Origin of the sequence: Paenibacillus sp. FSL R7-0189 (assembly GCF_037969925.1) — a bacterium.
Lineage (GTDB): Bacteria > Bacillota > Bacilli > Paenibacillales > Paenibacillaceae > Paenibacillus_AQ > Paenibacillus_AQ odorifer.
The window spans coordinates 5,115,067-5,141,595 of sequence record NZ_CP150223.1 but is presented as its reverse complement, the minus strand read 5'-3'; the positions used below and the strand labels follow the sequence as shown (position 1 = coordinate 5,141,595).

The 26,529-nt window shown below is 44.2% G+C and carries 24 protein-coding genes; 2 read left to right on the top strand and 22 right to left on the bottom strand.

Annotated elements, in window-relative coordinates; all coding sequences use genetic code 11:
- Nucleotides 1–61 precede the first annotated feature (61 nt).
- Complete coding sequence (locus tag MKY63_RS22445; RefSeq protein WP_076100352.1) at nt 62–286, top strand: hypothetical protein; 225 nt, start codon at nt 62–64, stop codon at nt 284–286.
- Between the two features lie 308 nt (nt 287–594).
- On the opposite strand, the gene MKY63_RS22440 is transcribed toward MKY63_RS22445, so the two are convergent.
- The 4 genes from MKY63_RS22440 to MKY63_RS22425 are packed head-to-tail and all read right to left on the bottom strand — an operon-like array spanning nt 595 to nt 4,863.
- The gene (locus MKY63_RS22440) at nt 595–1,392 is read right to left on the bottom strand and encodes a PHP domain-containing protein (protein ID WP_306068376.1); all 798 of its coding nucleotides are present in this window, start codon (nt 1,390–1,392) and stop codon (nt 595–597) included.
- 34 nt (nt 1,393–1,426) lie between these two features.
- On the bottom strand, nt 1,427–2,260 hold the full coding sequence (locus MKY63_RS22435; RefSeq protein WP_038572018.1) for an energy-coupling factor transporter transmembrane component T: 834 nt from the start codon (nt 2,258–2,260) through the stop codon (nt 1,427–1,429).
- A complete protein-coding gene (locus MKY63_RS22430) occupies nt 2,247–3,992 on the bottom strand; it encodes an energy-coupling factor transporter ATPase (RefSeq protein ID WP_339809843.1) in 1,746 nt (581 codons plus the stop codon). Before MKY63_RS22430 ends, MKY63_RS22435 begins: the two co-directional genes overlap by 14 nt.
- Nucleotides 3,985–4,863 (bottom strand): cell division protein FtsQ, encoded by an 879-nt coding sequence (locus tag MKY63_RS22425; protein WP_076143825.1) that lies wholly within the window; start codon nt 4,861–4,863, stop codon nt 3,985–3,987. The genes MKY63_RS22430 and MKY63_RS22425 overlap by 8 nt, the downstream gene beginning before the upstream one ends.
- A 181-nt stretch (nt 4,864–5,044) precedes the next feature.
- Here MKY63_RS22425 and MKY63_RS22420 point away from each other — a divergent pair, with 181 nt between their 5' ends.
- Complete coding sequence (locus MKY63_RS22420; protein ID WP_036688639.1) at nt 5,045–5,878, top strand: MurR/RpiR family transcriptional regulator; 834 nt, start codon at nt 5,045–5,047, stop codon at nt 5,876–5,878.
- A gap of 31 nt (nt 5,879–5,909) precedes the next feature.
- Here the strand turns inward: MKY63_RS22420 and MKY63_RS22415 are convergent, their stop codons facing one another.
- The 18 genes from MKY63_RS22415 to MKY63_RS22330 all read right to left on the bottom strand — a co-directional run bounded on the left by MKY63_RS22415 (nt 5,910) and on the right by MKY63_RS22330 (nt 26,365).
- Nucleotides 5,910–6,170 (bottom strand): helix-turn-helix domain-containing protein, encoded by a 261-nt coding sequence (locus tag MKY63_RS22415; protein ID WP_036688642.1) that lies wholly within the window; start codon nt 6,168–6,170, stop codon nt 5,910–5,912.
- A 15-nt stretch (nt 6,171–6,185) separates the two neighbouring features.
- On the bottom strand, nt 6,186–7,178 hold the full coding sequence (locus MKY63_RS22410) for a hypothetical protein (RefSeq protein WP_076143822.1): 993 nt from the start codon (nt 7,176–7,178) through the stop codon (nt 6,186–6,188).
- A 320-nt stretch (nt 7,179–7,498) separates the two neighbouring features.
- Entirely contained in the window at nt 7,499–9,220 is a 1,722-nt protein-coding gene (locus tag MKY63_RS22405; protein WP_076143820.1) for a helix-turn-helix domain-containing protein, read from the bottom strand.
- A gap of 109 nt (nt 9,221–9,329) precedes the next feature.
- Nucleotides 9,330–10,106 (bottom strand): IucA/IucC family C-terminal-domain containing protein, encoded by a 777-nt coding sequence (locus MKY63_RS22400; protein WP_076143818.1) that lies wholly within the window; start codon nt 10,104–10,106, stop codon nt 9,330–9,332.
- Between the two features lies 1 nt (nt 10,107).
- A complete protein-coding gene (locus MKY63_RS22395; RefSeq protein ID WP_076143816.1) occupies nt 10,108–11,157 on the bottom strand; it encodes an iron-siderophore ABC transporter substrate-binding protein in 1,050 nt (349 codons plus the stop codon).
- A 404-nt stretch (nt 11,158–11,561) separates the two neighbouring features.
- Nucleotides 11,562–14,138: a glycosyl hydrolase gene (locus MKY63_RS22390; RefSeq protein ID WP_339809841.1), complete on the bottom strand. Its 2,577-nt coding sequence runs from the start codon at nt 14,136–14,138 to the stop codon at nt 11,562–11,564.
- Nucleotides 14,139–14,446: 308 nt separating this feature from the next.
- Nucleotides 14,447–15,595, bottom strand: a complete 1,149-nt coding sequence (locus MKY63_RS22385; protein ID WP_339809840.1) for a DUF3626 domain-containing protein — start codon at nt 15,593–15,595, stop codon at nt 14,447–14,449.
- 310 nt (nt 15,596–15,905) lie between these two features.
- On the bottom strand, nt 15,906–16,550 hold the full coding sequence (locus MKY63_RS22380) for a Type 1 glutamine amidotransferase-like domain-containing protein (protein WP_094901187.1): 645 nt from the start codon (nt 16,548–16,550) through the stop codon (nt 15,906–15,908).
- A gap of 263 nt (nt 16,551–16,813) precedes the next feature.
- Nucleotides 16,814–17,578 carry a VOC family protein gene (locus MKY63_RS22375; RefSeq protein WP_076223167.1) on the bottom strand — a complete coding sequence of 255 codons (765 nt, stop codon included), beginning with the start codon at nt 17,576–17,578 and terminating at the stop codon, nt 16,814–16,816.
- Between the two features lie 2 nt (nt 17,579–17,580).
- A complete protein-coding gene (gene proC, locus MKY63_RS22370) occupies nt 17,581–18,387 on the bottom strand; it encodes a pyrroline-5-carboxylate reductase (RefSeq protein WP_076106412.1) in 807 nt (268 codons plus the stop codon).
- Nucleotides 18,388–18,404: 17 nt separating this feature from the next.
- A complete protein-coding gene (locus MKY63_RS22365) occupies nt 18,405–19,232 on the bottom strand; it encodes a MetQ/NlpA family ABC transporter substrate-binding protein (protein WP_036688665.1) in 828 nt (275 codons plus the stop codon).
- Nucleotides 19,233–19,243: 11 nt separating this feature from the next.
- Complete coding sequence (locus tag MKY63_RS22360; RefSeq protein WP_036688667.1) at nt 19,244–20,263, bottom strand: uroporphyrinogen decarboxylase family protein; 1,020 nt, start codon at nt 20,261–20,263, stop codon at nt 19,244–19,246.
- A 30-nt stretch (nt 20,264–20,293) separates the two neighbouring features.
- Nucleotides 20,294–20,953, bottom strand: coding sequence for a methionine ABC transporter permease (locus tag MKY63_RS22355; RefSeq protein WP_339809839.1), 660 nt, complete (start codon nt 20,951–20,953; stop codon nt 20,294–20,296).
- Entirely contained in the window at nt 20,928–21,971 is a 1,044-nt protein-coding gene (locus tag MKY63_RS22350) for a methionine ABC transporter ATP-binding protein (RefSeq protein WP_036688670.1), read from the bottom strand. Before MKY63_RS22350 ends, MKY63_RS22355 begins: the two co-directional genes overlap by 26 nt.
- A gap of 27 nt (nt 21,972–21,998) precedes the next feature.
- Nucleotides 21,999–23,159, bottom strand: coding sequence for an amidohydrolase (locus MKY63_RS22345; RefSeq protein ID WP_076141013.1), 1,161 nt, complete (start codon nt 23,157–23,159; stop codon nt 21,999–22,001).
- Nucleotides 23,160–23,180: 21 nt separating this feature from the next.
- Entirely contained in the window at nt 23,181–23,852 is a 672-nt protein-coding gene (locus tag MKY63_RS22340) for a GntR family transcriptional regulator (protein ID WP_036688673.1), read from the bottom strand.
- Nucleotides 23,853–24,113: 261 nt separating this feature from the next.
- On the bottom strand, nt 24,114–25,466 hold the full coding sequence (locus tag MKY63_RS22335; RefSeq protein WP_036688675.1) for a sodium-dependent transporter: 1,353 nt from the start codon (nt 25,464–25,466) through the stop codon (nt 24,114–24,116).
- Nucleotides 25,467–25,717: 251 nt separating this feature from the next.
- Nucleotides 25,718–26,365 (bottom strand): elongation factor G-binding protein, encoded by a 648-nt coding sequence (locus MKY63_RS22330; protein WP_036688678.1) that lies wholly within the window; start codon nt 26,363–26,365, stop codon nt 25,718–25,720.
- Nucleotides 26,366–26,529 lie beyond the last annotated feature (164 nt).

Genomic DNA, 26,529 nt, shown 5'->3' with positions numbered 1-26,529 from the left:
TCCTTAACTTGTCCTTATATGATATGGTTTATAAATAAGCGTATAGAAATGGAGTGTATGTATGAGTAAGGGAAGAGTATGGAACAGAGGCAAACATGATGGTACAGGACTATCGAGAAAAAAAACCGTAGATCAAGAGGGTACAGCTTCTACTGAAACTGAATCCACAGAACCTTCGAAGGAACCTTCCAATTCAAGAATTGATACTGTAAAACCGATGAATCGCACGAATTGGGTGACCAGACCCACCCGAGTCAGCAATAAAGATTCGAAAGACAAACGATAATTCATACATTCTAAGATTTGAGGACCCAGATGACGTTATTGGCAAATTCCCAGCCTTCTGAGCAGAGTTTCGGACTCCAGAGCCGTTATTCCGTTGAAAGAGGTTCATATATGGTGTTTTTCGTGCCATTAGTGACTATGCGGTCCGTTAGCATCCCAAATCTGGAATAAAACTGCGTTTAGAGTCATCTGTGTCCGATAGTTATCTTTGTACATGCAAAAGTAATGAAATCCAGCGAACAACAAAAAGGGTTGTCCCAGTAGCCATTTCATCATTTCATGGCTTATGGAACAACCCTCTTCTACTTTCTACGCCATATATCCTAACTCCGCTTCATCTCTGGAGGGGGCTTCGCCAATTAACTGCTTCAATAGTTTTTTCATCATTACCGAAGCTTTTACTTTGGTATGAAGACACGGAGAAACCTCTATTTCATAGTTCCCTTGTTTGATAGCTTCCTTCAATTCTTCCACAGTTGAGCAGGAGTCTTGCAGTCGATTCACAACACTGCCATACTGCAAACACTGATGACTGTCACTGCCAGCAATCACAGGCATACCCAGCTTCTCAGCAAAGGGCGTGATCAAGTTTTTATAAGTCTCCACCCCCTGCATGTAAATATCCTTAGCGTTGAAATCAAAAGCGTCTAATCGCTGAAGCAATGCCGGATCCAGTTGATGTAAAGGCGTAGAAGTTCGGAAGGGGTGGGCTCCGATTTTCCAAAGATTATGTTCGTCGGCCATATCAAGCAACTGCTTAAAAGGTATGAAATTCCCCTCCTGTGTATGTTCATCTAGTAAAGCGCGGACAGCTAGAACATTCTCCTTCAGTCCGATCAACAGGATGTGACCTGTCTCCGCGATATCCACTTCCATGCCTGGAAACAGTTTAAGTCCGTTCACATCGTAATAATGCCCGTTATAGGGATAAGTCTGATCCAGCGCATCATACATCGCAAAGAAATTAGAAGTATTAAAATGCTCGGTCAATGCTACAGCCTGTAATCCATTTGCCTTGGCTTCGAACATCATCTCCGCAAAATATTCGGGGGAAAACGTAGATTTCTTAGATAATTTACCATGGGTATGCAGATCAATATTCATCATGTCTAATTCGTCTCCTTTGAGCTTGTAAGTTATGTTAATACACCAGTTCAGGGTAGAGATAACCAATACAGAATATCAAGATGACATAAGCAATGGATCCGGATAAAAAGTACCAGTCGGACCGCTTCATTTTCAAATAAGATAACTTGATCTTCTTCACTTTCTTATTATTAAGCCCGTAGCTAAATCCCCGAGTCTCAAGAGCTTCAATCGTTGTTCGAGAACGTTTAGCTGTGTTCAACATGAGCGGGTAAAATGCCAGAATGACGATTCGCAAATAATACGTTATTGTTCGCCAGTAGAAAATTCCATGTTGAAGCGGTCGTTGCCCTCTCAATCTAAAGGAAAGTAGAATTTGATGGAATTCCTCCAGTAAAGTAGGCAAAATACGATAGCCATAAGATAAGCTGAACGCAAAGGTATCAGGGATTCCTAAAGATAGTAAGCCGTCACTAAGTCGTTCCGGATCAAGACTTGAGAAAACCGTAATACTTGCCAGCGAAATCACCGAAAGCTTAAGCGTCAGTGTCAGCATAGGCAGCAAGGATTCAATCCCCCCGCCGAAAAAGAGCGACAATATAAACATCCAGCCAATCTGGCTGATTAAGCCGAGACATAATATAAAAATAATATAAGGGCTGACCCGGGAGAGGACGGTCGTTAAAACCATAAGCACGAACATCCCTAACAGGATTGTCCGGTTATGTACAAACCAAGGCACGATGGCAAAAAAGAGATACCAGAGCAGCAGGGTTCGCGGGTCCAGCCTGCCCAGAAAAGTGCTGCTGCTGTTATATGCGGTCCCGAGTAACTCCAATTTGATTTGTTCTACAGATATACGGTCAAGTGCCCGTTTAACGGCTTCCATGGATTGCAGCTACCTCCTTCTTTTCCACTAAACTCACAAACTCTTCTAAGCTACTGCAAATTCTAGGGAGACCGAGCATACGACTTAGCTCCATCAATTGGGTCTGAGCCAGACCCGCACGCCGTAAAAGAAGGCCGTCAGCGAAAATTTCATCCTTCGTCCCATCCGCGATTATCCGCCCTTGATGCATTACAATTATTCTGCTGGCCCATTCTGAGACAAGCTGCATATCATGAGTTGCGATGACGACCGTCTTCACATGATTACGAAGCGTCTCCAGCACATGTACCATTTCTTGTTTGGTCGAAATGTCCAGATTAGCTGTCGGTTCATCAAGCAGCATGATGGCGGGCCTAACCGCGGCACCAATCGCCAAGGATACCCGGCGCTGCTGCCCTCCACTTAACAGTCGGGCATCCCGTTCAGCCAGCTCGCTTAAGCGAAACGCCTTTAGCATCTCATCCACTCTTTCATCCGTATCTGGTAGTTTCCGCGCCTTCAGATAATAAGCGATTTCCTTACGCACAGAATCCTCGATAAACATTTCCTCCGGATTCTGGAATACATAAGCTACCGTACCGGAGAGACGTTCAGGCGGCAGCCCGTTCACCGTCATTTCTTTAACCTTTACGGTTCCAGCTATAGGTCTGACAATACCAGCAATCAGCTTCATTAATGAAGATTTACCTGCTCCGTTGTTGCCAATAAGAGCAATGGACTCTCCCTGCCGCAGTTCTAGCTGAATTCCATTCAGTACAGGATGCGGCACCTTATGAATCGTACGATAAGAGAGGTGGACATTCTCCAGCTGAACGATAGAACTTTCTTCTTTTGCTGCTATGGGGAGCTGCTCTTGAATTCGTCCGATTGGAAGTGTCTCCACATTAGCATCCTGACGAAGCATCATGCGGGTACTGCCTTCCTCAGCATTTAAGGGAAGCAGCTTTGACTTCTGATCATCAGGCTGTAGCAGCCAAGCCGCCCGGGTCACATCCGGTGGGTAAATGCCCAGCTCTAGCAATTCTTCTACAGATGACAAAGCTTCACGCACAGGCTTCTGCCAGCGCATTTTACCCTGATCCATCAGGACAACATTTTTACAATAATCCGCAATAAATTCCGCATGATGCTCAATCACTACAATGGTCTTTCCATGCTCTTCATTCAAACGCTGCAAAATATCATAGATATGACGTGCATGCTGCGGATCCAGCTGGGCTACGGGTTCGTCGATAACCAGAATTTCCGGATCCATAGCTAGGGCTCCGGCCAGAGCGAGCAGGTGTTTTTGCCCACCACTTAACTGCCAAATAAATTCATGCCTCAAGTCACTAAGTCCGGTTAACGCCAGCGCACGCTCTCCCCGTTCCTTGTAATCCGTAAATCCATAATTCAGAGGTGTAAAAGACACATCATCAAGCACCGTCGGCCGTACCAATTGATTCTCGAAATCCTGATAAACATAACCGATACGTTTGGACAGCTCTGCTACACTTTTTCCATCCGCAGATTGGCCGCAAACTGTCACCTCTCCACTGAAATCACCAGTGTAATAATGAGGAATTAAGCCGTTAAAGCATTTACAGAGAGTAGATTTCCCGGAGCCATTACTGCCGATGATCGCAATAAAATCTCCTTCTCCCAGTCGTAAGTCTACGTCTTGCAGTACTGGTTGTTCAGCTCCCGGATACGTAAAGTTAATTTTGTTCAATTCAAGAATTGTATTACGCATCTGCTTGACCCGCTTCCTGTCTTTTTCGTGCCGAACGCCGAAGCAGTGTAATAATCGCCGTTGCCGCTACAACAGCCGCTACCAACATACTGAGCCAAATCAAGGTCTTTTCATTCGATTCCGCTCCTGCAAGCTCAAAATCACCGAAGTTCCAGCCCGATTCCGATAACAATTCTGACCCCACCGCTACCATCACTAGAAAGGTTCCGGCAATGACCAGCTTAGGAGATAGCCACGCTCCTGTTGCATATTTCATATTCCGCTCACGCGGCTTCATGCCAAGCAATGGTTCAATTTTTCCATATAAACGCGGAACCAGATACATAGTAGGAATTAGCGCGAACAAAATGCCGGAGAAGAGTACATCATTCAGGAACCCTACTCCCTCAATTACAACGATGCTTTCAGCCAGCCCTTTAACAGCCTCTAGCTCTTCTACCCCTACCCATACCTTCACAATATCTATAACGGAGCTAAAAAACTGGTGAATCGCCACGCCGGTAATCGCAGCCACTCCAACCTGTCTACGATTCTTCGGATCAGATACCATGCGGCCTGCGGTATACATCGCTAGTGAGAAGGTAATGAATTTCTCCAGCTCCCCTAAACCTCCAAATTGGCCTAACATCAATTCCCCGAAGATTACCTCACCAACAGCTGCTCCGACCGCCGCATATAAGGGGTGAAACAACATACATAATGTCAAAGGAATGAAGGCGAAATATTCAATGGATAATTCAATCGGGCCCAGTTTGATCCCAGGCACTAGCTCGGTAAACATATTGGACAACCCGTAAAGCGACATCGACAGTACAAAAATCATCATTTTTTGTGACTGAGTCAGTGTGTAACGCGTTTTTATCGTGCTCATGAAATATTTGGCCTCCCAATAAGAATTTATCTTCATTATAAGAAGGCCATGTCATCACAGCTTTTTTCATTTGTTAAATGAGAGTAATATTTTTTTCAATATTTTTAACGTTGTAAAAATATTTACAACATATTCGCACGTTATATTCTATCTATCGCATCATCATAGGAGGATTGAGAGATTGTATAAAGATTGGAACCATCGCGCTTTTTCGCCTAATCAACGGATAATTGCCGACTTTATTCAGAAAAATGAGCAACGTGTGGTCTATATGACCGAACAAGAAATGGCAGACGAGCTGCATTTGAGCATTGCCTCCGTTTCACGGTTCTGGAAAGCTGCGGGGTACAAACATGCCAAAGATTTTAAAAACCGGCTCCGTTTCCGCTTTGAATCCACACCTTCTGTAAAAATGCGTGATGCCATGCAGCGATCAGACGATACCTCACTCCCTCAACTGCTGCTGGACAATTGTTCACATCATTTGCAAGAAACACGCCGCTATTTAAGCGACGATGTACTAAAGCGTGCAGTAGATGCAATATCTACAGCTCGGATTATTTATGTATACAGCCCTGGCCCTTGCGCCGGATTAGCCGAGCTAATGATCTATCGAATGGCGCGTTTTGGTCTTCAAATGAAAAAAATGGCCCCCAGCGGCCATGAGCTGCTAGAGACCTTAATGCATGCTGACAAACAAGATGTCTTGCTTGTCTTTGGATTTGTGCAAATACTGCCTGAGATTGAAGTCATACTGAACCATGCACGTGAAGTAAATTACCAGGTCATCCTGATCACAGATAGACTCGTCTACCCGCGATCGCAAGATGCAGATATCGTGCTTTATGCCGGGAGAGGTGAGGTTTGGGAGTTCCACTCCATGGTTGGCCCCACCTATATTATTGAGAATCTGATCCTTGGAGTGGGATTAGCGAACAGGGACAGTAGTCTAAGCAAGCTGGATAAATTGCAGCAATTGCGCGCGCAGTATGGGGGGAAGCTCCCGCGGAGTTAGGTTTAGATTTGATTGCAAGGTGAAGAGAAATTTAATTCATTCCTAAAGCTTCTTTAATTTGTGGGATAGATAAACCGTTTGCTTTCATTTCTTTGATCCAAAGAATGCGCGCGACGGTTTCTTCTCTTTTATATCTGCGTGTTAAGTTCTCCTCTGCCTGTTCAAAGGGCAGCATGCCTTCTTCTGTGTAATGTTTGAGTGTACTATAACGAGCATTTGTGATTCTTACTAATTCCCCTATAGATACATACTCTGACGCCATAATATTCTCCATGGATCGTTGTCTAGACATTGATAACCAACTCCTTTACAGCGGGCGCTTCGGAATAAGACGCACACCTTGAATTGGCACTTTCATCATTACAAAATGTGGGATCGCATCGTAGAGCAAATTATCAATTTTAAGAGTAGCAATCGATCCTCTCTCCAGCACCTTAACTTCATGTCCATAGGACATTAATCTTGTAATAACTGCGTCTAACCTTTGATTAGAATTATCAAACCAAGACTCTGTTTCTATAAAGACAGCTCGTGATCGCTCTAGGGCAGGGAAGATAAGATTGAGACTACTGCCGATAAATGTCTTCGCAAACTTTGTCTTCAATGCTAAAAAACGTTTGATGCCTAACTCAATTCCCTGGCGGATTTGTATAGGAAACAATGCCTTTGCCCATAAGTTACTTTGGTATAGATCATGTAGTTTGATATTCACCTGTTCTAATTCGTTCAGTGAGAAGAAATCTTGCATACATCCACATTCACGAAGTAGCCATAGCATACAAATGACCTCGTCCGTAACTGGGCCCTCTTCCAAAATCTCTGCCCGCATATTCTCTGTAATGCTCGTGTACGCCTCCATATTACTGCGATAGGCTCTAATTTCAACTTCAGCAGAATCAAAATACATGTCGCTCCCTATCAGGCTTGGTATATCTTCAAGCAAATTCATGGCTTGAAGATCATCTGAAATCGCGGTTTCGAACTTTTTTAAATGATGGTTAGACTTCCTCGAAGCCTTCTTTAACCACCAATTTAGGTCACCCTTCACCTCAGCACTATTATGAAGTAAGGATTGTAGAACAGTTTCTCTATAGAGTGTTAAATGAGATTGATCAAGTGCTTCCTTGTGCAAAGTTAACTTGTTCTCAGATTGTGTAAAACATCCCTCTAAGTAAAGCTCCAATATAACCGCTGCTGCCATGCAGCGCAAAGACACTTTCTTGACAGTAGTCATCTGAAGACTTCTCTGAGCATTAAGCGCGATCAATGAAAAACTTGGTGCTAATTTAAGATCCATCATAACCATCCACCCCTATCCATTAATTCGTATTTACAGGATGATATTTATTCATTCCGTATGGTGAGCGTTTGATTTACTTACTACTTACTACTTACTACCTATCACTTACAATACACCATCTTTACAATAATTGTCAATGGTCTGGAATAACGTAAAGAAGGCCCTGCCCTTAGCACCTGCATGAGCCAACAGATAGTTCTAAGCGCTATCCCAACAAAAAATAATCCGCAGCACAAACAAGCTCCTGTGATAATCACCGGAGCTTGTTCACGTTTAGGCTAAAACTTAGCCTAAAATTAGCGGATGCCCTTTGATACCGTTCAGGCCAGCAAGGTACGGGCTACCTGATCCACAATGTAATTGATACCTGTCGGTCCGTAGCAGCCGATCCATGTAGCGGCATCTACCGGGTATATATACGGCCGCTCATCGGAATCCAACATCCCTCGCACGCTTTGCTCTGTCGCAGATATCCCCTCCTGCATCATCTCATTACTAAGTAAAAAATAATGGCTGGCATGCACAGCCGGCAGTCTATCAACTGTAATATGATAAGCCGTGTCGGAAGTGTCTGCGACAAATAGAGGAGCTGGCAGACCAAGATCCCGGTACAGCACGGCACCTGTGCGATGGGAAGCAGTATGTACCCGTACCAGCGACTCACGCGGACGGATCAAGGCCACGCTCTGACCCGCCAGCGCCGTTGAAAGCTGCTCAGACAGCAATGCTGTTCGGCGCAGGTAATCCGCAATAATACGCTCCACCTCTGTCCGCTTGTCCGTCAATTCACCGAACAGGCCCAGAATCGTCTGCCAGCTCTCATTCCGTTGAAACATTAGGGTTGGCGCAATCCGGCTTAACCGTTCATAATGCTGAGCATGCACCTCAGTACAGACAATCAAATCCGGCCGCAGCCGTTCGACAGCTTGCAGGTCCGGGTACTCATAAGTTCCGAGCATTTCCGTTGTCTTAAGCCTTTCCCTGATATATTGGGGGAATTTTAACGCTGCACTGCCCGTTCCTACACTCCCTGCCGGAGATATCCCAAGCGCAAGCAAATGGTCTGCATATTGAACGTCGAGTACGGCGATACGTCTCGGAGAAGCGGTGACGCAATATTCGCCTCGCATATGACAAATTACCGGGCCTTGCAGCGTCTCGTACGATGAGGCCAGGCGATCCGGCAGCCCAGAATATGCTGAGAGAGCACCGATCCCTGAAGCGGCAGTGCGCCTGTAGATCTGCGGGGGAACTCCATGATATTTCTTAAATGCCCTGCTAAAGTAATACATGTCGCGATAGCCCGTTTTTTCTGCAATTTCGCCGATGGGAGCATCCGTATGACGCAACATCCGCTCGGCACTCTCCATCCGCAGCTGGATTACATATTCCATCGGTCCTAGTAACTTCTCCTGTTTGAATCGCCGCTGTAACTGTCTTGTACTGCATCCGGCAAGCGCTGCCAGCTCCTTAAGCTCCAGCTCCTGACGATAATGCCCCGCTATATAGGCAGCGACAACATCCACCATATCCGCCTCTGTGCCTTTCTGACCACATTCATACTCCATAATAAGCTCGTAAAGCATTCCTTGCAGTAGCGCATTCGCATGGAAACGCTCCAGCCCTTCGCCCCGGCTCCATTTGGCTTCGATTTGTTCCGCAGTCTGATGCAGTTCAGCCAGGAGCACAGGACGGTGAACAAATGAAGTTCGTAATGGGTGATTGCGCTGCGGAAACAGAACATGGGCAGCCCCCAACATTGGAAAAGCCTTGTATATAATAATAGTATAATGAATGGTTTCTGATCCAGCAGTCAAAGTAAATGCTGATCCCTTGACTGCGTGACAAGCGAAATAGGCCTGGATATGGCAAATTTCGCCATTCATCACAAGCCTACCTTCCCCGCCGCCTGCCAGCAGCAACACATTGGCTGTTAATCCGGTTTCGCTCATAACGCCGCCGGGTGGCAAAGTACCGCTGCGCACATCAAGCATCTTGATCGTTGTATCACTCCATAAACTTGCCTGTTCTTTCAGCGGCATTTCTCTCATCTCCTGACAATAGCATCCTCTGTTAAAACGGGCGCACTTGAATAGCATTACATGCTTTAGAGAAAGCGCGTCCGCAACATAAGTGAGTGCGTTGCTGTTGTCATTTTAATTGAGATTCATTCTCATTGTCAATTTTGGGACATTTTCCGCAATATTCCGCCGACATCCTGTAATAAAAACAGCAGGTGATACGCTTGTTTTTTGCAACCGGAGCCAAGTCATTGTTCTCTGTGAACCGGGTAAACGGATTGCGTCTTGCGCCGAACAATTGTCCGGGAGCTATCCGGGTCAGGAAGGCAAAATCGGCTTGCATTCGTTGCCTCTCTTGCCCAAATTCACCTGTTCCAGGAGAATACAACGGGGCAATGCGTACCATAATATTCTCCCAAAGTACTGCCATGGAGACGGGACCAATTGCAGCAAGCGTGTGCAGCAGCGGCGCAAGACGTACCGCGAAAATTTCCTCTACGATCTCTTCTCGCCACGCTTCCCTGTCTTCCGGTGCCGCCGTCGCTCGAAGCCCGTTCAGCGCAAGGAAAGGAAAACGCGTATCCCCTTTAAAAGCTGGGGAAGCCGGATGATAGAGGAAGCAGTTCTCCAGCGGGATGGAGACTTCCCGGTTATGAAGGGTCATAGCGGTCAGCATCGGTGCGATCCACAGATAACCGATCCGCTTGGCCAGCATGGAAGCGGCAACCTGCATATCAGGTGCACCGATATAACCCTTAAGCCAGCTTACATACTCGCGGCATGCAGCTTCTTCGTGCAACTGGCTAAGAGCAATTGTCCGAACGTTGCCTTCAGGCGGTTCACCTACCCACAGACGGTATTCCTCCGCCATTTGCTTCCAAGAGGCAGACGACAGATAGTTGTCCATTTTAATGTGATCCCAACAACGCTTCCGCCGTTTGATCTACAATAATGTTGAGGGCAATTGGCCCATAATAAGCGATCCAGAGCGTTGAATTCACATTGTATACGCGGTTATTTTTAACGGCATCATGAGATTTCCAGACCGGACTGTTCGCCATTGCCTCTGCCTCTTTGGCAAACAATTCATCCGATAACAGGAAATAGTGATCTGCTCCGATATCAGCGATGGTCTCCATCGAAATTTCAACGGAGGTATCATCTTTGATCTCCTGAACGAATGCAGGGATATTCAATCCCAAATCCTCATAAAGAATGCTTCCGGTCCGATGTTCGGGACCGTGTACGCGAATACCTTCCGGTCTTGGGCGAATTAGAGCTACCGTTTCGTCGCCCAGCTTCGCCGACAGTTGCTCCCGCAGTCCGACGATTTTGTCCTCGTAGGCTTGACGCACTACCTTCGCCTCCGCCTGCTTGCCCGTTATCATACCGATGGTAGCCGATGTATCCCGCCAATCTTCATAGAAGTCGAGTACTATTGTGGGCGCTATTTTACTGACGCTATCATACACCTGCTCCTGAAAGTCGGTCATCAATATAAGATCCGGATTCATCGCTACAATAGCTTCAAGATTGGGCTCATCGCGTGTGCCCAGGACCTTCACATCACCCAATTGTTCACTTAAATATTCTGGAAACTTTGCATCCTTCGCTCCAGCTACAACGCTGCCTGCCGGATGCTCGCCTATCGCTAACAATTGATCGATGAATTTCACATCAAGCGCGGCAATGACCTTCGGCTTCTCAGTCAACGTATATTTGCCCTTCATATGCGAGATGGTAACCGGAAAGGCTGCAGTCTGAGCCTGTGTCTCAGATGTAGGTGACGGCTCGGCTGAAGCAGATGGCAGTGCGGCAGTGCCCGCATTTGCTCCACCTCCAGTACCGCAAGCCGTTAGCACAAGTACCAGTGCCATCATCCATATCATTAATAGTCCTGCTTTTTGGGCAGCATCTACCTTTCTACCGGTTGCTTGCCTCTTCTTTGTTCTTTTCATGCTGACTCCCCCTTATGTATGATAATGATTTTCATTATCAGATCAATAAAGCGAGTATAATCTATCTTCATACTCTATTTCCATGTACTTTTGCGACATTGCAGCCGGATTAATGCGACATTGCACACCATAGGAACGACTCAGGAGAATCGCGACTGACTACAAAAATTCCACACAAGCACCTAAATCCCTAATTTTAACAAAAATTTCTTTGCTCCAGTTCTACAAATAGCCAACACAGTCGATGGTAATCTCGCTCAATTCAAGCTTTTCCTTCTCCAGAAACTGATCATCGAGCAATCTGGCTACTTCAGAAATGGTTCTCCCATTGCACTCCCTGCTTCTTCCCAAAATGAAAAAAGGTATCTTTGTATTACACAAAGATACCTTTTTTCATTAAAAGCTTACGGCTCAATCCCCCACACAAGCTGACCATTCATATACCCGGTGACCTGTTCATTGTTGATGAATTGACTGCTGGATGCCTTGAACGAATAATCATTAGCCTGGTTGTAATTGGACCAGTCGGTTTTGGAGAAACGGGTTTGAATTTCTGCGCTCTGACCTGGATTAAGTGTTCCAGCCGAACTCGTGAAACCAATTTCCAAAACATAATCTGCACTGGCAACAGGAGTCGCCAGCTTAACGAAATTGCCGGTTACATTCGCATTTCCGATGCTGGCCCAATCGATCCAGAAACTCTGATCTTTCTCGCCATCAATCGTATAGTAATACCGGACCTTCACATCACTTAGTTGAATCGCTGAATCACCGGTATTGACTACTCTGATTTTGGGTGAAATCCCGTTGGTGGAGGCACTTGTGTTGCCATTAAAAGCTTGGACCGTCAAATCTCCAGTGGGTACTGGAACACTGCTATCCGCTACGTTCACTGTAAGAACAGCATTATTTCCTCCATTAAAATGAAAGGTTAGGGTATTCTGTCCCAGCGGAAGCGTGGAAAGATAGGATTTTTTCAGAACAACAGCAGCGCTTGATGCCGTATAATCCTGACTCGCTAAAAGTGTGGAATTTCCATTTGTGATACTTGCAAGCTGGTGTCCATTTAAGGTAAGGACTACGGAAATATCCTGGGTTAGATTCGCCGCTTTATCAAATGCAGCGCTCACGGGCGCAATGGATGCGCTTGGCGTGGTATCGACAATTTTCACTTTTAATACGGGATCTTGTCCTTTATTAAAATCAAAGATGATCGAATGCTCGCCAACCGGCAGTGTCGCCAGAAATGCTTTTTTGAGCAGCAGCGTATTTCCACTCAAGGTATAATCCTGAGTCTCTATTAATGTATTTGCGCCTGCCCGGAGAGCGGTTAACGTATTGCCGTTTAAATTCACGGTGATGGCTTTGTCACTCTGATTGGAGGCATTTTTATCAAATTCGACGTTTGCAGGTGTGATAGACGCACTTGGAATTGGATTGTTAACCTTCAAATCAGGTAGCTCATCGAGCGTGATTACATAATTGCTTTGGTACAGCGTTGTTAAGGTAGCCGGATAATTAAAGGCGGAACTCATGAGATGCTCACCATACCACGGTAAGAAATAGAGCCAGCCCGATTTTTCCTCTGTCAGATTTTGAACGCTTGGAACGGTGTCGTTCTCCGTCATGGCTACCATTTTCGTACCGCCCGTTAAATCAACAAGCTGATAGAAAATCGAGGTAATCGCGTCCTCATTGGGCACACCAGACAAACCGTCATAGCGGTTATAGATCGTGTTGTATTTATCATAGCCTACAATATCCACCTGATCATCGCCGGGATACCATGCGGGAGAAGTGCTGTACACGTAGCTGTTGTAGGTCCAGATCAAATTGTGCAGACCGTACGTTTCTGTAAGTTCAGTATAGAGCAGGTCCCACAACTGCTTGTACACCTCCGAGCCTGCCGAAGCCCACCAGAACCATGCACCTTCTCCATTCAATCCACCGTTGCCCTCCGCCTCATGGAAGGGTCTGAAGATAACCGGCACATTGTTATTTTGCAGAATCTGCAGTTGCTCCGCCAAATCCCCAATGGCCAGTTGTACATATTGGTATTCTTTCGTACCTGGAACTACCGCATTGGCTGTATTAAAATTGGTTTCTGTCGGCTTGTAGGTGGCTTTCTTCCAATCTACAAATTCCCCGAGCTGATAGGCGGTGAAATCTCGGGGCACAGTGATATGCCAGCTGTTTGTCGCGATCCCGCCCCGGTTATTCACCCAATCGATCATCCGGGCGGTCGTACCATCCTCCCATCCGTAAAGCGGATTGTAATTCATCAGATCAAATCCGCGGATCGCCGGATACTTTCCCGTTAAATTGTGAATCCAATCAAACTCCAGCTCGGAATTGCCGTCATTTCCGCCTCCGTAAATCTCCTGCTGGCCGGAGATCATATGATTGCCGTAAACCTCCGTTAAATAATTCATCAGAAGCTGAGTTTCCGGAGTCGCTTGAGTATCGCTGAGGACAGGTTGCACATCCAGGGGATCAAGATCGGCATAATCCACAGTGAAGGTATCAAAATAAGCGAAACCCCAGCCAGCCTTCAGTTGAATAGTGTTGCTGCCTTGATTCAGCTTGTGATAGCCAAAATCGAAATTCGACCATGTGGTCGTATAGGGCAGCATATACGACCCCTTCGTAACGCCGTTAACGGCTAAAGATTGAAGCCTGCCGTCAGCACTGAGCTCCTGCATATAACGTGTGGAGATCGTATACATGCCGGTTTCTGGGACAGTCACTGTGAAGGAAATTGTACCGGAATTCTGCATCCAGACAAATCCGCTTCCAGAGTATCCGGGTTTGGGCTGTCCGTAAATTTGGGTCGTCACTTGAAGATCGGAGGTGAGCTGAGCGTTTTCGCTTTCAATTGTGAAAAGTGCGTTGTCTGCATGAACGGGCGGCGCTGTCATCAATCCAAGTAGCAGAGTAAATGCCAGCATCATTGTGATTGCCTTCTTGAGCAAATTTTTCATTTCCATCTTTCCTCCCTATGTTAAATATGGTAAATAAAAGTTCAATATACCATCTATTGGATGCGCTTTCATAGATAAGATAGCATATATTCCATATTTTGTAAATCTATCAAATCGAGAAAATTTCCACATGCAAAAAAACTCCCACCGATATTTATTAGGAGGAGTTAAATAACATTGATTCATACAAACAACTCATCAATGACAAGTCGAATATCCCATACGGAGGGAGATTCGCTTGCTTATTTATTTATTTGTTTGTTTGTTTGTTTACTTAAATGCCTTAACTTCAAGCGTACCAAGGCTTCTTACAACTTAAAGTTTCGGAGCGGCTTTCCGTACCGTACCAAAACATGCCATAAGAGTTTTAATTCTTGAAGTACTTCTTTATCGGTTCCTCGGTCCCGCCATGCTGCAGGATCATGCTTTAAGTGCATAGCAGCAGATCCAATCATGCTCGCATCAATATAACCGTGATGAGCAATACGCTTAGCCAAGGAGGGCATCGTAGGCCCTCTAAAATCTGAAGGCACTTCGTCTACCCACATCGCGAATCCCATGTACCAATAGAGTTGGATGGCATACTGTAAACATATTTGCTCCAGGATTTGCCCTGTTGGAGTGCCCTTGAATGAAGGATCGGCTACTAAGATTTCCACATCTTCCTTTAGACGGATATTTCCATGAACCTGCGCTTCAATATAGTGGTTAAGATTACGTTTAGCTTCACCCTTTGAAGGGTCTGTAAACGGCATTGTGAGGCTGACCCGAAGATGGTCGACTAATTTTTGTGATTGAAGATCTTTTTCCCCTAGAGCGAAATCTCTTAAGAAAATCTCCTCTAATAATGCCGCCATCATATCATCAAATTCTGCATATGTCCCTTTCTGTACAGGGTTTTGATGCGAATCCATATAGGTGTATGTACTGCGATAAGAAACCTCAGGGGATAGGAGGAAATAGCAGGAGCCAAAGCGCGGAGCTGGCCCATCCGAATGACGCATCAAATCAAGAGCGCCATATTTAGGGCGTTCGCTATTCGAAGCACCCTCTTGTTGGTATGCCCCTCCAAATAGTCTTTCCTCCCACAAATCACGTGGACCGCCAGAATAGGCTGATACACTACCACTGGATAACAAGGTCTCAAATTGGCTCTTGTACACGCCTTGCTCCAATAGCGCCTCTGCAACACTTTTCTTTACCGGATCTAGTCGATCTGGATGGAAATGTAGAGCAATCTTCGCATGTGACTTTATTTTGACCACAGCATCTTCAAACTCTTCCCGATCTACATTAGACATTTGAAGAATTTCATGGATGGTCTGAACTGCTTCACTTTTTCGAGTTCGCGCGTAATTCGTAACATATTCTAAAGCCGATAATTGTGACTCCGATAGTTCCTCAGTGAACTGAGACTCTCTTATTTTATTGGCATTTGCATCGCCTTTCCACTCCATTGCTTATTCACTCCTTTCTAGACCCAGTCCATAAGAAAAGAGACTTGAGTTCTCCTCTCACTGTATCAAACGCTTCTTCACTTGAAACTTCATATCCTTACAATCGCGGAATCCGATAACTTTACGTGGACCTGGAATGATATAAATTCAAGATCGAATGGTGATGGCTTGAACATCGTATACGCGTTATGCGTAATCTTCCTTTTTCGCAGGAGTAATCAACTCGATTTGCTCGTAAGGTGCTGTCAAATAGGGACTCAAAACAAATACCATTCAGTTAACCGTCAGTGTCACAACCACTCAACCATTATTAGAGCGTCTCAGCCAATTTCTGAATCTTTGAGTGGGAAATTAAATATACATTGCCTATAATGTCGATTTTGCTGTCCTTCACACGTACAGCACCATCTTTGTCTGCCGCCACATAAATATCCATTTCATTCGATAAAGGGAAACGCTCCTCAATCATCGCGGTGTTATCATGATCAAAATGAGCTTCAAAAGAAAAGTGATTAAGAGCCATACCTTCACAAACAGTGCATTCATCCACATATTCATCAGACATGTTCATCCCACCAGCACTTGTTCCCATTACAACAGCATTGCTTTTTTTAATCAAATCCGATAATTCATATTCCGTCAAAAGGTGCTTTTGGTTCCGAGCGGTTCCACCACATAAAAAAACGACAGAGGCGTTTTGAATTAATCGCTGGGCATCTTCCTTCTGCGTGCGGTCATCAATGAAATGATATTCATCAAAATAAATGTTAGCCTGATTAAACCATGTCCTTTCAAAAACACTATCAATATTAACTTGTTCATCACTAAAATCAGACGATTCAGCGCTAATCATAACCAGCGATTTTCTGTCTGTTATATCCTCATGCAACACATTGACTAACTTCTCAGAAAAACCCTTATCATAAAACCAATCTAAGTAATAGTGAGTTTTCATCCGTAATTACCTCCATATGTAATATTTAAATTTATCCATTATGTTTATCAAAATCCATAGTGCCAAGCAAGAGAAATTATCTTCATTCCTTTTATACCATGGATATCGTACCATATAATGGAATTCAATAAATCTTACAAATTGATTAAAACAAAAAAATGCCAGCATCATTAGTACCTTCGGTGAATAGCAAAAAGACTTACTCGAGGTATCGATCCCTTCAAGTAAGTCTTTATTTCTAAAGTTATAAAGATACTAGTCCCTTAAACGAAAACATACTCCCCATCACCAATCCGAATCGTCTTCCCTTTCAGCTCTAACGAATCCGTTTCAAAAACCACCTGCTTGAATTGGTTCTCGTCTCCTTGCACGAAAGCAAATGATCTATCGCCAATCTTAAGGCTGAAGGTATCATCCTCTGACTTCGTAACAGGCAGTCCGAATATGGTTCCCCAATGGTTGGCTGCAGCTTCAGGATCGGAGACATGAAATACAGCACGGACGATTTCGACTTCTCCCGCAGGATGAGGCTTAATGACTCCAGATGATGTTAATCTTTCCACTCGCTCTGTATCCGTTCCGCTCCATTGAATGATGAACGGATAGACCAGTCCCCCAAAGTCACCAGCAATGGTCATCATCCGCCACTCTATTAATCTGCCCTCGTTATCTAGACGCTTACCATCGATAATTGGAGATAATGATAAGCCTGCTGCTTTCAGAGAAGCCGCTACTTCTTCAATATCATCCGTCCGGATAACTACTCTACTTAGAACTTCATGTTCTGGTAAAAGTTCAACTGCATCTTTCACCACTAGATTATGTTCAGTTGCCTTTGCCAGCTCAAGATTCTCAATGCCCAGAAACTCGAGATAGGTTAGCCCAAAGTAACTTAAGGCATTATAGGTTCCCCAATCTTTATGAGATCCTCCTTTAAAAGCAACCAATCCATGAGCTCCAAAGATCTCAACCGGTTTGGCCAAATCATTGACATAGTGAACTAAATGATCCCATTTCATCGTTGCCATGATTACTTCACTCCCAGCTCAGTAGTACGTTTTACGGCTGCCAGAACACTTCTTTGCAGGCCCGCTGCGAAATCACTGTTGTTTAATTCGTACAAGCCATGCATGCCGACACCGCCAGGTGAATTATTAATATCCAGCAGCTGTCGTGGATGCAGCCCTGTCTGTTGCAGCATTGCTACCGATCCCATCATATTCTCCAATGCAACCTTCCAGGCTTGCTCACGCGGCAGTCCGGCAAGTACACCTGCATCCACGAGAGATTCAATGAAATAATAGATATAGTTAGGACCCGCCACACCAAATCCAGTGAAAACATCCATTAACGCCTCATCCAGATATTGTACTTTTCCAAAGCCAAGTAAAAAATGCTCCACTTGATCACGAGTAGCATAAGCATTTAACGCTACACCACTATAGCCATATCCTGTATCGGTTAAAGTATTGGGGATAACCCGGATAATGGACCGTTCAGCTCCAAAATACCCAGCTAATTGATCATTCGTCACACCCGCCACAATCGATACGATAGCGGCAGAAGCTGTAGCGAATTGTTGTACGATTTGACCAAGTGTAGTTAAATCATCCTGTGGACGAACTGCCACTACTATTACATCTGCTGTAGACAGGTTATGCTCTTGTGAACTCTCCGTATCTACACCATATTTGGTATTCAAAAACTGCAGCCGCGCTTCATTAATATCCGATACACTAATTTGATTTACAGACAAGGTGTTATTCGCTATACATGCGCGGATGATCGCTTCCGCCATCTGTCCGCCACCAATAAAATGAATCTTTTCTTTGGTCACTCCGTTCACTTCCTTAATTAATTGTTGTCCCAAGCTTCAGGTAGAATGAAACCATCATATTTTTCTAATCCATGAATATATTCTTCAAACTCTTTGGATTCATAAGCAGCTTTCAAATCTTTAGCCCACTGTGAATTTTCATCCTTTTTATTAACCGATACGATAATTCTGTGTTCCATAGGTGTGTTTTCTATTTTCAAAGCATCCGTAATCTTTCTGTCCGAATTGGCAATATAATTACCGTTTACAACGCCATAATCAACATCTTGAAGGGAGACAAGGATTTGAGCGGGGTCCAGTATTTTAATATCAATATTATATTTATCCGGTTCCATACTATTAATATTGAAATCCGCTACGCCCGCCCCTTCTTTAATTTTGACCCAACCCAATTCTTCCAGAATACGTAGTGCACGCTCTTGGTTTACCGGATCGTTCGGAACAGCTACGGTTGTACCGTCTTTAACATCGTCTAGCGTGGTATGATTTACAGAATAAAGACCTTGTGGAGCACCTGGAACATAAGCAATTCCGACCATATCTGCATTGATTTCTTCGTTAATGGCCTCCATATAGGCTGTACTTTGGAATATACTTGCGTCAATGGAGCCTTCCTTCATTGCTGGATTGACCTGCATGTTTTGCGAGAAGGTTTTAATGTCAACGGAATACCCTTGTTTCTCTAGAATCGGTAGAATCGATTGGCGGAATTGTTCCTCATAGGTTCCGACACCAAATCCAACGGTAAGCTTTTTCTTATCTCCAGAATCCCCCGCCTCTTTATTGCCACAAGCCGTCAACACTGCAAGAACACCTATCATCATCACTAACATTAACTTTTTCATGCTTACTTCCCCTATTCCAATATAGATTTTTTAAATTGTGCCAACGCCTCATCCGTCACATTGAGTGGGATTGCGCAATTTGGAGATAGAATAAACGGCTGGTCTTTCATTAACTTTAATGCATCTTCAGCCTGCTGCTTGATTTGGGCAATATCGTTTACCGCAAACAACCCATGATCGACTCCACCCACTTTAGTAGCTTTGAGATTTGCCTCTAACCCTGGATTCCCCTCGGCTATCGTATCCCAACTGATCCCGTCAATCCGATAATCGTTGAACTTCTCAGGCTGGGCGTAGGCTCCACAAGTATGAAGAATGTTTTTTCCATAGCTTGCTGCTTCTAAAACAATAGAATCATAAGGTCTGGACAGTTCGTCAAACATAGCTTCATCAAATAATCCTGGGTGAGCTGTGCCCGTTACTGCGTAGAACAAACCGTCAGAACCCGCTTGCTGTAACTCTTGTACATAATCGGCTAAGGTTAAGGAAATCGCATGTAGCGCATGATGTGCTGCCGCTCGATGTTCTTTAAACAAGGATTCCAAAGTTACCGGGTGCTCAATGCCAAACACCGTTTTAGTAACGTAAGCAGAACGCCCTACAATAAATAGCAATACTGTTAATGGTGAAAATACAGTTTGGATTAGCGGGGTGTCTGGTAACCCTTGACGAATTTTTCTAACCGCATCTAAATGCTCTGCCAAAGGGGCTGACTGGACTGCCTTTTTGACGTCGATATCCCACAGACTAGCCGCTGTTGGAATAGCCGTCGTTTGCTGTCTCGGAAATACGGTCTGATAATCCGTAAAATCGTATTGATTCCCCCAAGCTTCCGCCAGATAAGTCGCTCTTGGATTAATCTTGACCCAATCCCAATCATATTTTTTCGTAAAAGAAATCGTAGTTTCTGCTAAATCATCTGCAGTTTGTTCTTTGTCGATAAAATGGCGCCAACCACTTCCGATTGGACGATCCGCCCGTTCTCCTGATAATAATGCGTTAAAACGATCTTGCTTACTCCATTCACTCATCTGTCGAGTCCCTCCCAGAATATGTAGTAACTAGTAACGGCGAATTTTTCTTGCTAGCGTGTTGCCTAAAGATTGAATCCCTTGCACTAAAATAATGAGGATAATCACGGTGGCTACTACGACAACAGTGTCAAAGCGTTGGTATCCATATACGATCGCCAAGTCTCCCACGCCGCCTCCCCCTACCGTTCCAGCCATTGCAGTTGCACCTATCAGACCAATCGTCGCTGTTGTAAGAGACAGGATTAAGGATCCAACCGCCTCTGGCAATAAAAAGTACCAAATGACTTGAAAAGGAGTGGCTCCCATCGCCTCAGCGGCTTCAAGGATTCCCGGATTCACTTCAAGCAGTGAGTTCTCTACCAACCGCCCTATATAAGGTGCGATATAGATAATCAAGGGTACGATCGCTGCGCTTGTCCCAATTGAAGTATGAACAATCAATCGTGTGAAAGGCACAATCGCAACCAGTAAAATAATAAAAGGCAATGAGCGAATGATGTTGATAATCGGATTTAGTATGGCGTAAAGCGCTTTGTTCTCCAAAACCCCACCCGGACGAGTGATGACAAGCAATATCCCAAATGGGATCCCAATCAGGGAGCCAACAAACAAGGAGAACCCTACCATTTGAATTGTTTCTATAATCGCCTGCAGAAATTGATCACCTGTTACTGTGGTCGAAAACATTAGATTCTACCTCCTCTACACCGACTCCATTTCTTGTTAAGAAAGATAATGCATTGTTAATCTCTGCTGCCTCACCATCGAATTGAATGATCACTGTTCCCAGTGTTGTTTCTTGAATCTCCGTCGTATTCGCAAATAAAATATTGACCTTTATATCGCAGGAGCGAATCATTTCAAACAGGATAGGCTCAGAGGCACTTGCTCCCACAAAATTAAGCTTGTACAGCTGACTTCCGGGTTCTGTTTTGATAGATTTCCGCACGCTAGAGGTCATGCTATTTTGAATAACCGTCTTCACGAAATTTTGCGTGGTCAGATGTTTTGGACTTCCGAATACATCTAGAACACTTCCTTGCTCAATAATCCGGCCTTCTTCCATGACCGCTACCTTGTTACAAATTTCTTGAATCACGGACATTTCATGTGTAATGATCATCACGGTAATGTTGTATTCAGCATTGATTTTTTTTAATAGCTGTAAGATAGAATGTGTGGTCTGTGGATCTAAGGCAGAGGTCGCTTCGTCACATAAAAGGATAGACGGATTCGAGGCAAGCGCTCTGGCAATCCCGACACGTTGCTTCTGACCACCTGATAACTCACTCGGGTAACTCCCCGCTTTGTCACTTAATCCAACAAACTCTAGCAGCTCCATTACCCGTTGGCGGATTTCATTTTTATTCTTTTTTAGGAGAACTAGAGGGATCGCCACATTATCAAAAACTTTTTTAGATTCTAATAGATTAAAATGTTGAAAAATCATTCCGATATTTTTCTTAGCGGTACGCAACTCTTTATCGTTGTATGTTCCCAAATCACGTCCAGCGACCATAACTTGTCCTTTGGTGGGTCTTTCCAAATAATTGACTAAACGAATTAATGTACTTTTCCCAGCACCGCTATAGCCGATAACCCCAAATATATCGCCTTTTTCGACCTTTAAATCAATCCCTTTAAGAGCATCAATAGTGGTCCCTTTCCGAGTGAACGATTTGTAAACATTCTTTAATTCAATCATTTCCATTCCCCTCAATCATATATAGGATTAAGCTTCCTCTTGCTGCTTCACCAGCGCTTGTTCTGCCAATAAAGCGAAATACTTAGCAGCTGGTAATATCGCAGCTTCATCAACATCGAAACGAGGGTGATGTAAGGGATAGGCTGGACCTGATCCTATATTCACAAAAGCACCCGGTATCTGTTGTAAATAAAAAGAGAAATCTTCTCCACCCATCTGTGGAGGAATATCATGTACTTCATAGCCGAAATCTGAGGCGATCTTTTTGGTAAAGTCCGCCCATTCCCCATGATTTATCGTTGCGGGTGGACCTGGATACCAATGTAACTGTGCCTCTGCCCCAGCTCCCGCAGCAATCCCTTCGATAAGACGAGTCATTTGTATCGGAATATTGCGGCGAATCTCTTCATTGTAAGTTCTTACTGTACCTTCTAATTCGACTTTTTCCGGCAATACATTCCATGTGAAGCCTCCATTAATTCGGGTAACACTTAACACTACTGGTTCCGTGGTGCTGTTTTGACGACTTACGATGGTTTGTAGAGCGGTAATGATTTGAGCCGCAGTTACAATCGTATCCACACCTTTTTCAGGATAAGCAGCATGAGCGCCGACACCTTTTATTGTAATTTCAAACCGGTCAACACCGGCTGTTAAAGCTCCTGTTCTTGTTCCAAAAGCTCCTGTAGGCAAGTCAGGTGAATTATGGAGACCAAATATAGCCGCCACATCCTGGAGTCCTCCCGAGGCTAAGACACTTTCCGCCCCATGCCCTGTTTCTTCCGCGGGTTGAAACAATACTCTAACCTTTCCAGGTAATTCACTTTCACGAGCCTTTAATAATAATGCAGCACCTAAAATAGTAGCCGTGTGAAAATCGTGACCACAGGCATGCATCTTTCCTGGGATCTCTGAGGCAAAGGACAATTCAGTTTGTTCCTCTATGGGAAGTGCATCAATATCACAACGAATGGCCACTATGGGTCCGTGACCCTGCCCGATCTCTGCGATGAGTCCGGTTTGTAAAGGCAAGTCAAGGATGTGAATATTGGCTTGGGTCAGCCATTCCCGTAATTTTGTTGTGGTTTTAAACTCTTCATACGCTAATTCAGGCTCACGATGCAGGTTTCTGCGAACCTCTATTAATTGATTAGCTAAAGCTTGCTCAACCTCATTTAGTGGTTTCATAGCTGATGTACTCCCCTTTCGTTATGCTTCCAGCTTTTCTTCAATCCCTTTGATGCGATCAAGCGCAGTCGATAGACTGCTTAAAATATGATCTTGCATGGCTTTTTCAGCACCATCTTCATTTTTAGCAGCGATCATTTGTAAAATAAGATCATGTTCTTCATCCGCTTGTGTGTTCCAATCCCCATGCATAGAGACGAATCGACAATAACGAAGCGAATGATCTCTTAATTGATTCAGAACCTTCTCGAAGGTTTTAAGTTCACTGATTTCTGATAAATAATCATGGAACTCAAATCCATAAGTAACAAAATTCTGATTATCACCAAGCTGGAACGAGTGTTTCATTTTTGTAATCATCGTCGTTAAGTTAACAATATCTTTCTCTGTGGCATGCTTAGCTGCACTTCTTGCAATATAGCCTTCAAGCATGCTGCGAATAAGAAATATTTCTTCAACCTCTTTACGGGTTACTGAAGCTACCCGCAGTCTTCCATTTGGCTGTCGAACCAGAAAATCCTCGTTCTCCAGTCTCTGTATCGCCTCTCTTAGAGGTGTGCGGCTGACTCCGAGCAAGGCCGCCAAATTTTCTTCATTTACAGGTTGATTCGGTTCAAACTCGCTATCAATAATTTTTTGTTTTAATTCATAGTAGGTATTATCCTTTGATAACCTTCGTGATCGTATCGCCATTTCTATACTGCTCCTCATCGATAATCTATGGGGTCCGAACCCCAATAATATATTTGTATAATTGTATACAATTATTAGTTAAGGATTGATTAGTTAGTTACATTCCCTTCCATACCGTTCAAGCTTTTTTATACTATATTCCAATTATTCCACCTAGTCAAGTAGGAATTAAAAATCAATCTAATCCCCTCTTTTCAACACAAAAAAACCCTACAACCAACAAGGGTCGTAGAGCTATTTTTGAATAAATAAATTTCAGAATTAGAAAGAAATAATTCCCGAGGTATGGAGCAGCACTAGGAACACTAGGATCGGCGCCACATAACGGAGCATAAACAGCCAAACACGGAACCAGCGCGCCTGTAGTCCAGCGGCTTCCGCTGCACCTTTCCAGAAATAACCGGCGAAGATGGTAATCAGCAGACCTCCAAGCGGCAGCATAATGTTAGAGGTGATAAAATCCAGCCCATCAAATAGAGATTTGCCACCAATCGTTAGCTCCGGGAACATTCCCAGTGACATCGCTAAAGGAATACTAAGAAGGAAACAGATCAGCGTCAAAATCCAAACCGAACGTTTCCGGCTCCAATTCCAGCGCTCCATTGTGAAGGATACAGGCACTTCAAGCAGCGATACAGCTGAGGTTAGAGCAGCAATCGCCAGCAAGATAAAGAACAAACCGCCGAAGAGCGCACCAAAAGGCATAGCCGAGAAAGCGGCTGGCAAAGCGATAAAAATCAGCGAAGGCCCCTGATCAGGAGCAATACCAAATGAGAACGTCGTCGGAAAAATAATCAAGCCTGCGATAAAAGCATATAACAAATCTCCTGCACCGATTGCGATGGCAGCGGTACCCAGCGATTGTTTTTTATCAACATAAGATCCGTAAGTCAGGAGAATCCCCATCCCGAGCGATAATGAAAAGAAGGCATGTCCCAATGCAACTAGCGCAGATTCCGCTGTCAACACTGAAAAGTCCGGTTTTAGGAAAAAGGATACCCCTGCGGATGCACCCGGTAAGGTTACCGCGCGAATCATTAACACTACAAGGAGTACGACCATACCAGGAATTAATACTTTGTTAAATTTCTCAATCCCGCCTGATACACCAAGGATGACTACACCCGCCGTAATCAGAATGGCTATCCCCTGCCAAACGATTGGCATATATCCAGAGACAAACGAATTGAATTCGCCTGCATAATCAGTAGTGCTGAATAGTTGTCCATTAAAAGCAATCATCGAATAGTTCAGCGTCCAGCCAGCAACAATAATATAAAAGGAGAGAATTAGAAACGGCGCAAGCACCTGCAACATTCCAGCTGCAAACCAACTCTTCCCGCCTCCAGCCCGCATAAAAGAGGTCGCCGCACTACCACGCCCACTGCGTCCGATAGCCAGTTCTGCCAACAGCACCGGTAACCCTATCAGCACCAAACAGACGATGAAAAGAAGGAAAAAAGCTGCCCCCCCATTTTCCCCTGTAATATAAGGAAACTTCCACATATTCCCTAGCCCAACCGAGCTGCCAATGGCGGCAAAAATAAAGCCCGCGGAAGAGAAGCGTTCCTCCTTCTCCGAGAGAAGATTTTTGTTACCCTTAATTTGATTCATTATAACGCCCCGTTTTCTTTTTTAGACCTCATTATAGCTTAAGTAACAAAGCACGTCATATGGAAATTTTCTGACTATTTTTATAACCACTCGAATTTTCTGTTTGTAAACGCTTATATTATTCATTCGGCCCTTGAATCTCATTATATCCACTAATGTCGTGCCTCATTGCTTCAATGAAACGAATTGTCTATATCCTGACGATATCTTTTAACAAAAAAGGCTCCCACTAAGGGAGCCTTTTCTAAACATTATTTGCGGACAGAGAGAATGAACCTCTCAAGCTTAGCTGTATCGGTTATGCTCCGATTACATTCCTGATTATCCAAACATACGTATTGACCCACAGCAGAAATATTATCCGGCGAAACGTTCACATTCTTGGTCTTAACATAAAAGAATGCAAGCTCTTGATGCCGATTGCAGAACATGCAGTACCCTTTTTTGTGCGTTGGTGTAATTCTACCCTCTATACCAATGAACTGTCCTTCGTACGGATAGATAATGAATAATTTATTACTGGCAATATCTATCCAACTCAAATACGTTATGTTGCGATAGTCGATGAGTTGTAGATCAGGTACTTTCAGTTTCTTATTCTTAGGGAATAGCTTCTGAATCTGCTTCAGCGTAATCGTCGGATATGACTCTAGGTATGGTTCTAATTCACTAAGATATCTCTGGAAATCTTCTGCAGTTTCGAAGGTCGATATTTGTTCCAGCATCTGCTTGTGATTCTCCGTAAGAGAAGGAAATGCCTCAATAATGTTCGTAGCAGCACTATATCTTACAGTCTCCAAGACTCTGCGATCCGCAACGGTTCGCAGGGTATGCAGAACAAATTTCGTTTGTTTCTTAATTAAGTTATATTGATGGTTTCTAATAAATGGTGTACACATCGCTTTTCAGCCCCTTATTTATATTAAAAGTTCATAAGGTGCAAAGCCCATTTATAGAAACGATAAAATTAAGTTGGGCGATATATCCATCCATCGCACCTCACGCAAAGTATCGCCCTATATTAGGCTTTGCGTGAGGAACTTCTAGCTAATGGGCATTTCAA

Coding starts and splice junctions, on each gene's coding strand:
- MKY63_RS22445 (WP_076100352.1), top strand. CDS start 62: ATGAGTAAGGGAAGAGTATGGAACAGAGGCAAACATGATGGTACAGGA.
- MKY63_RS22440 (WP_306068376.1), bottom strand. CDS start 1,392: ATGATGAATATTGATCTGCATACCCATGGTAAATTATCTAAGAAATCT.
- MKY63_RS22435 (WP_038572018.1), bottom strand. CDS start 2,260: ATGGAAGCCGTTAAACGGGCACTTGACCGTATATCTGTAGAACAAATC.
- MKY63_RS22430 (WP_339809843.1), bottom strand. CDS start 3,992: ATGCGTAATACAATTCTTGAATTGAACAAAATTAACTTTACGTATCCG.
- MKY63_RS22425 (WP_076143825.1), bottom strand. CDS start 4,863: ATGAGCACGATAAAAACGCGTTACACACTGACTCAGTCACAAAAAATG.
- MKY63_RS22415 (WP_036688642.1), bottom strand. CDS start 6,170: ATGTCTAGACAACGATCCATGGAGAATATTATGGCGTCAGAGTATGTA.
- MKY63_RS22410 (WP_076143822.1), bottom strand. CDS start 7,178: ATGATGGATCTTAAATTAGCACCAAGTTTTTCATTGATCGCGCTTAAT.
- MKY63_RS22405 (WP_076143820.1), bottom strand. CDS start 9,220: ATGCCGCTGAAAGAACAGGCAAGTTTATGGAGTGATACAACGATCAAG.
- MKY63_RS22400 (WP_076143818.1), bottom strand. CDS start 10,106: ATGGACAACTATCTGTCGTCTGCCTCTTGGAAGCAAATGGCGGAGGAA.
- MKY63_RS22395 (WP_076143816.1), bottom strand. CDS start 11,157: ATGAAAAGAACAAAGAAGAGGCAAGCAACCGGTAGAAAGGTAGATGCT.
- MKY63_RS22390 (WP_339809841.1), bottom strand. CDS start 14,138: ATGAAAAATTTGCTCAAGAAGGCAATCACAATGATGCTGGCATTTACT.
- MKY63_RS22385 (WP_339809840.1), bottom strand. CDS start 15,595: ATGGAGTGGAAAGGCGATGCAAATGCCAATAAAATAAGAGAGTCTCAG.
- MKY63_RS22380 (WP_094901187.1), bottom strand. CDS start 16,550: ATGAAAACTCACTATTACTTAGATTGGTTTTATGATAAGGGTTTTTCT.
- MKY63_RS22375 (WP_076223167.1), bottom strand. CDS start 17,578: ATGGCAACGATGAAATGGGATCATTTAGTTCACTATGTCAATGATTTG.
- MKY63_RS22365 (WP_036688665.1), bottom strand. CDS start 19,232: ATGAAAAAGTTAATGTTAGTGATGATGATAGGTGTTCTTGCAGTGTTG.
- MKY63_RS22360 (WP_036688667.1), bottom strand. CDS start 20,263: ATGAGTGAATGGAGTAAGCAAGATCGTTTTAACGCATTATTATCAGGA.
- MKY63_RS22355 (WP_339809839.1), bottom strand. CDS start 20,953: ATGTTTTCGACCACAGTAACAGGTGATCAATTTCTGCAGGCGATTATA.
- MKY63_RS22350 (WP_036688670.1), bottom strand. CDS start 21,971: ATGATTGAATTAAAGAATGTTTACAAATCGTTCACTCGGAAAGGGACC.
- MKY63_RS22345 (WP_076141013.1), bottom strand. CDS start 23,159: ATGAAACCACTAAATGAGGTTGAGCAAGCTTTAGCTAATCAATTAATA.
- MKY63_RS22340 (WP_036688673.1), bottom strand. CDS start 23,852: ATGGCGATACGATCACGAAGGTTATCAAAGGATAATACCTACTATGAA.
- MKY63_RS22335 (WP_036688675.1), bottom strand. CDS start 25,466: ATGAATCAAATTAAGGGTAACAAAAATCTTCTCTCGGAGAAGGAGGAA.
- MKY63_RS22330 (WP_036688678.1), bottom strand. CDS start 26,365: ATGTGTACACCATTTATTAGAAACCATCAATATAACTTAATTAAGAAA.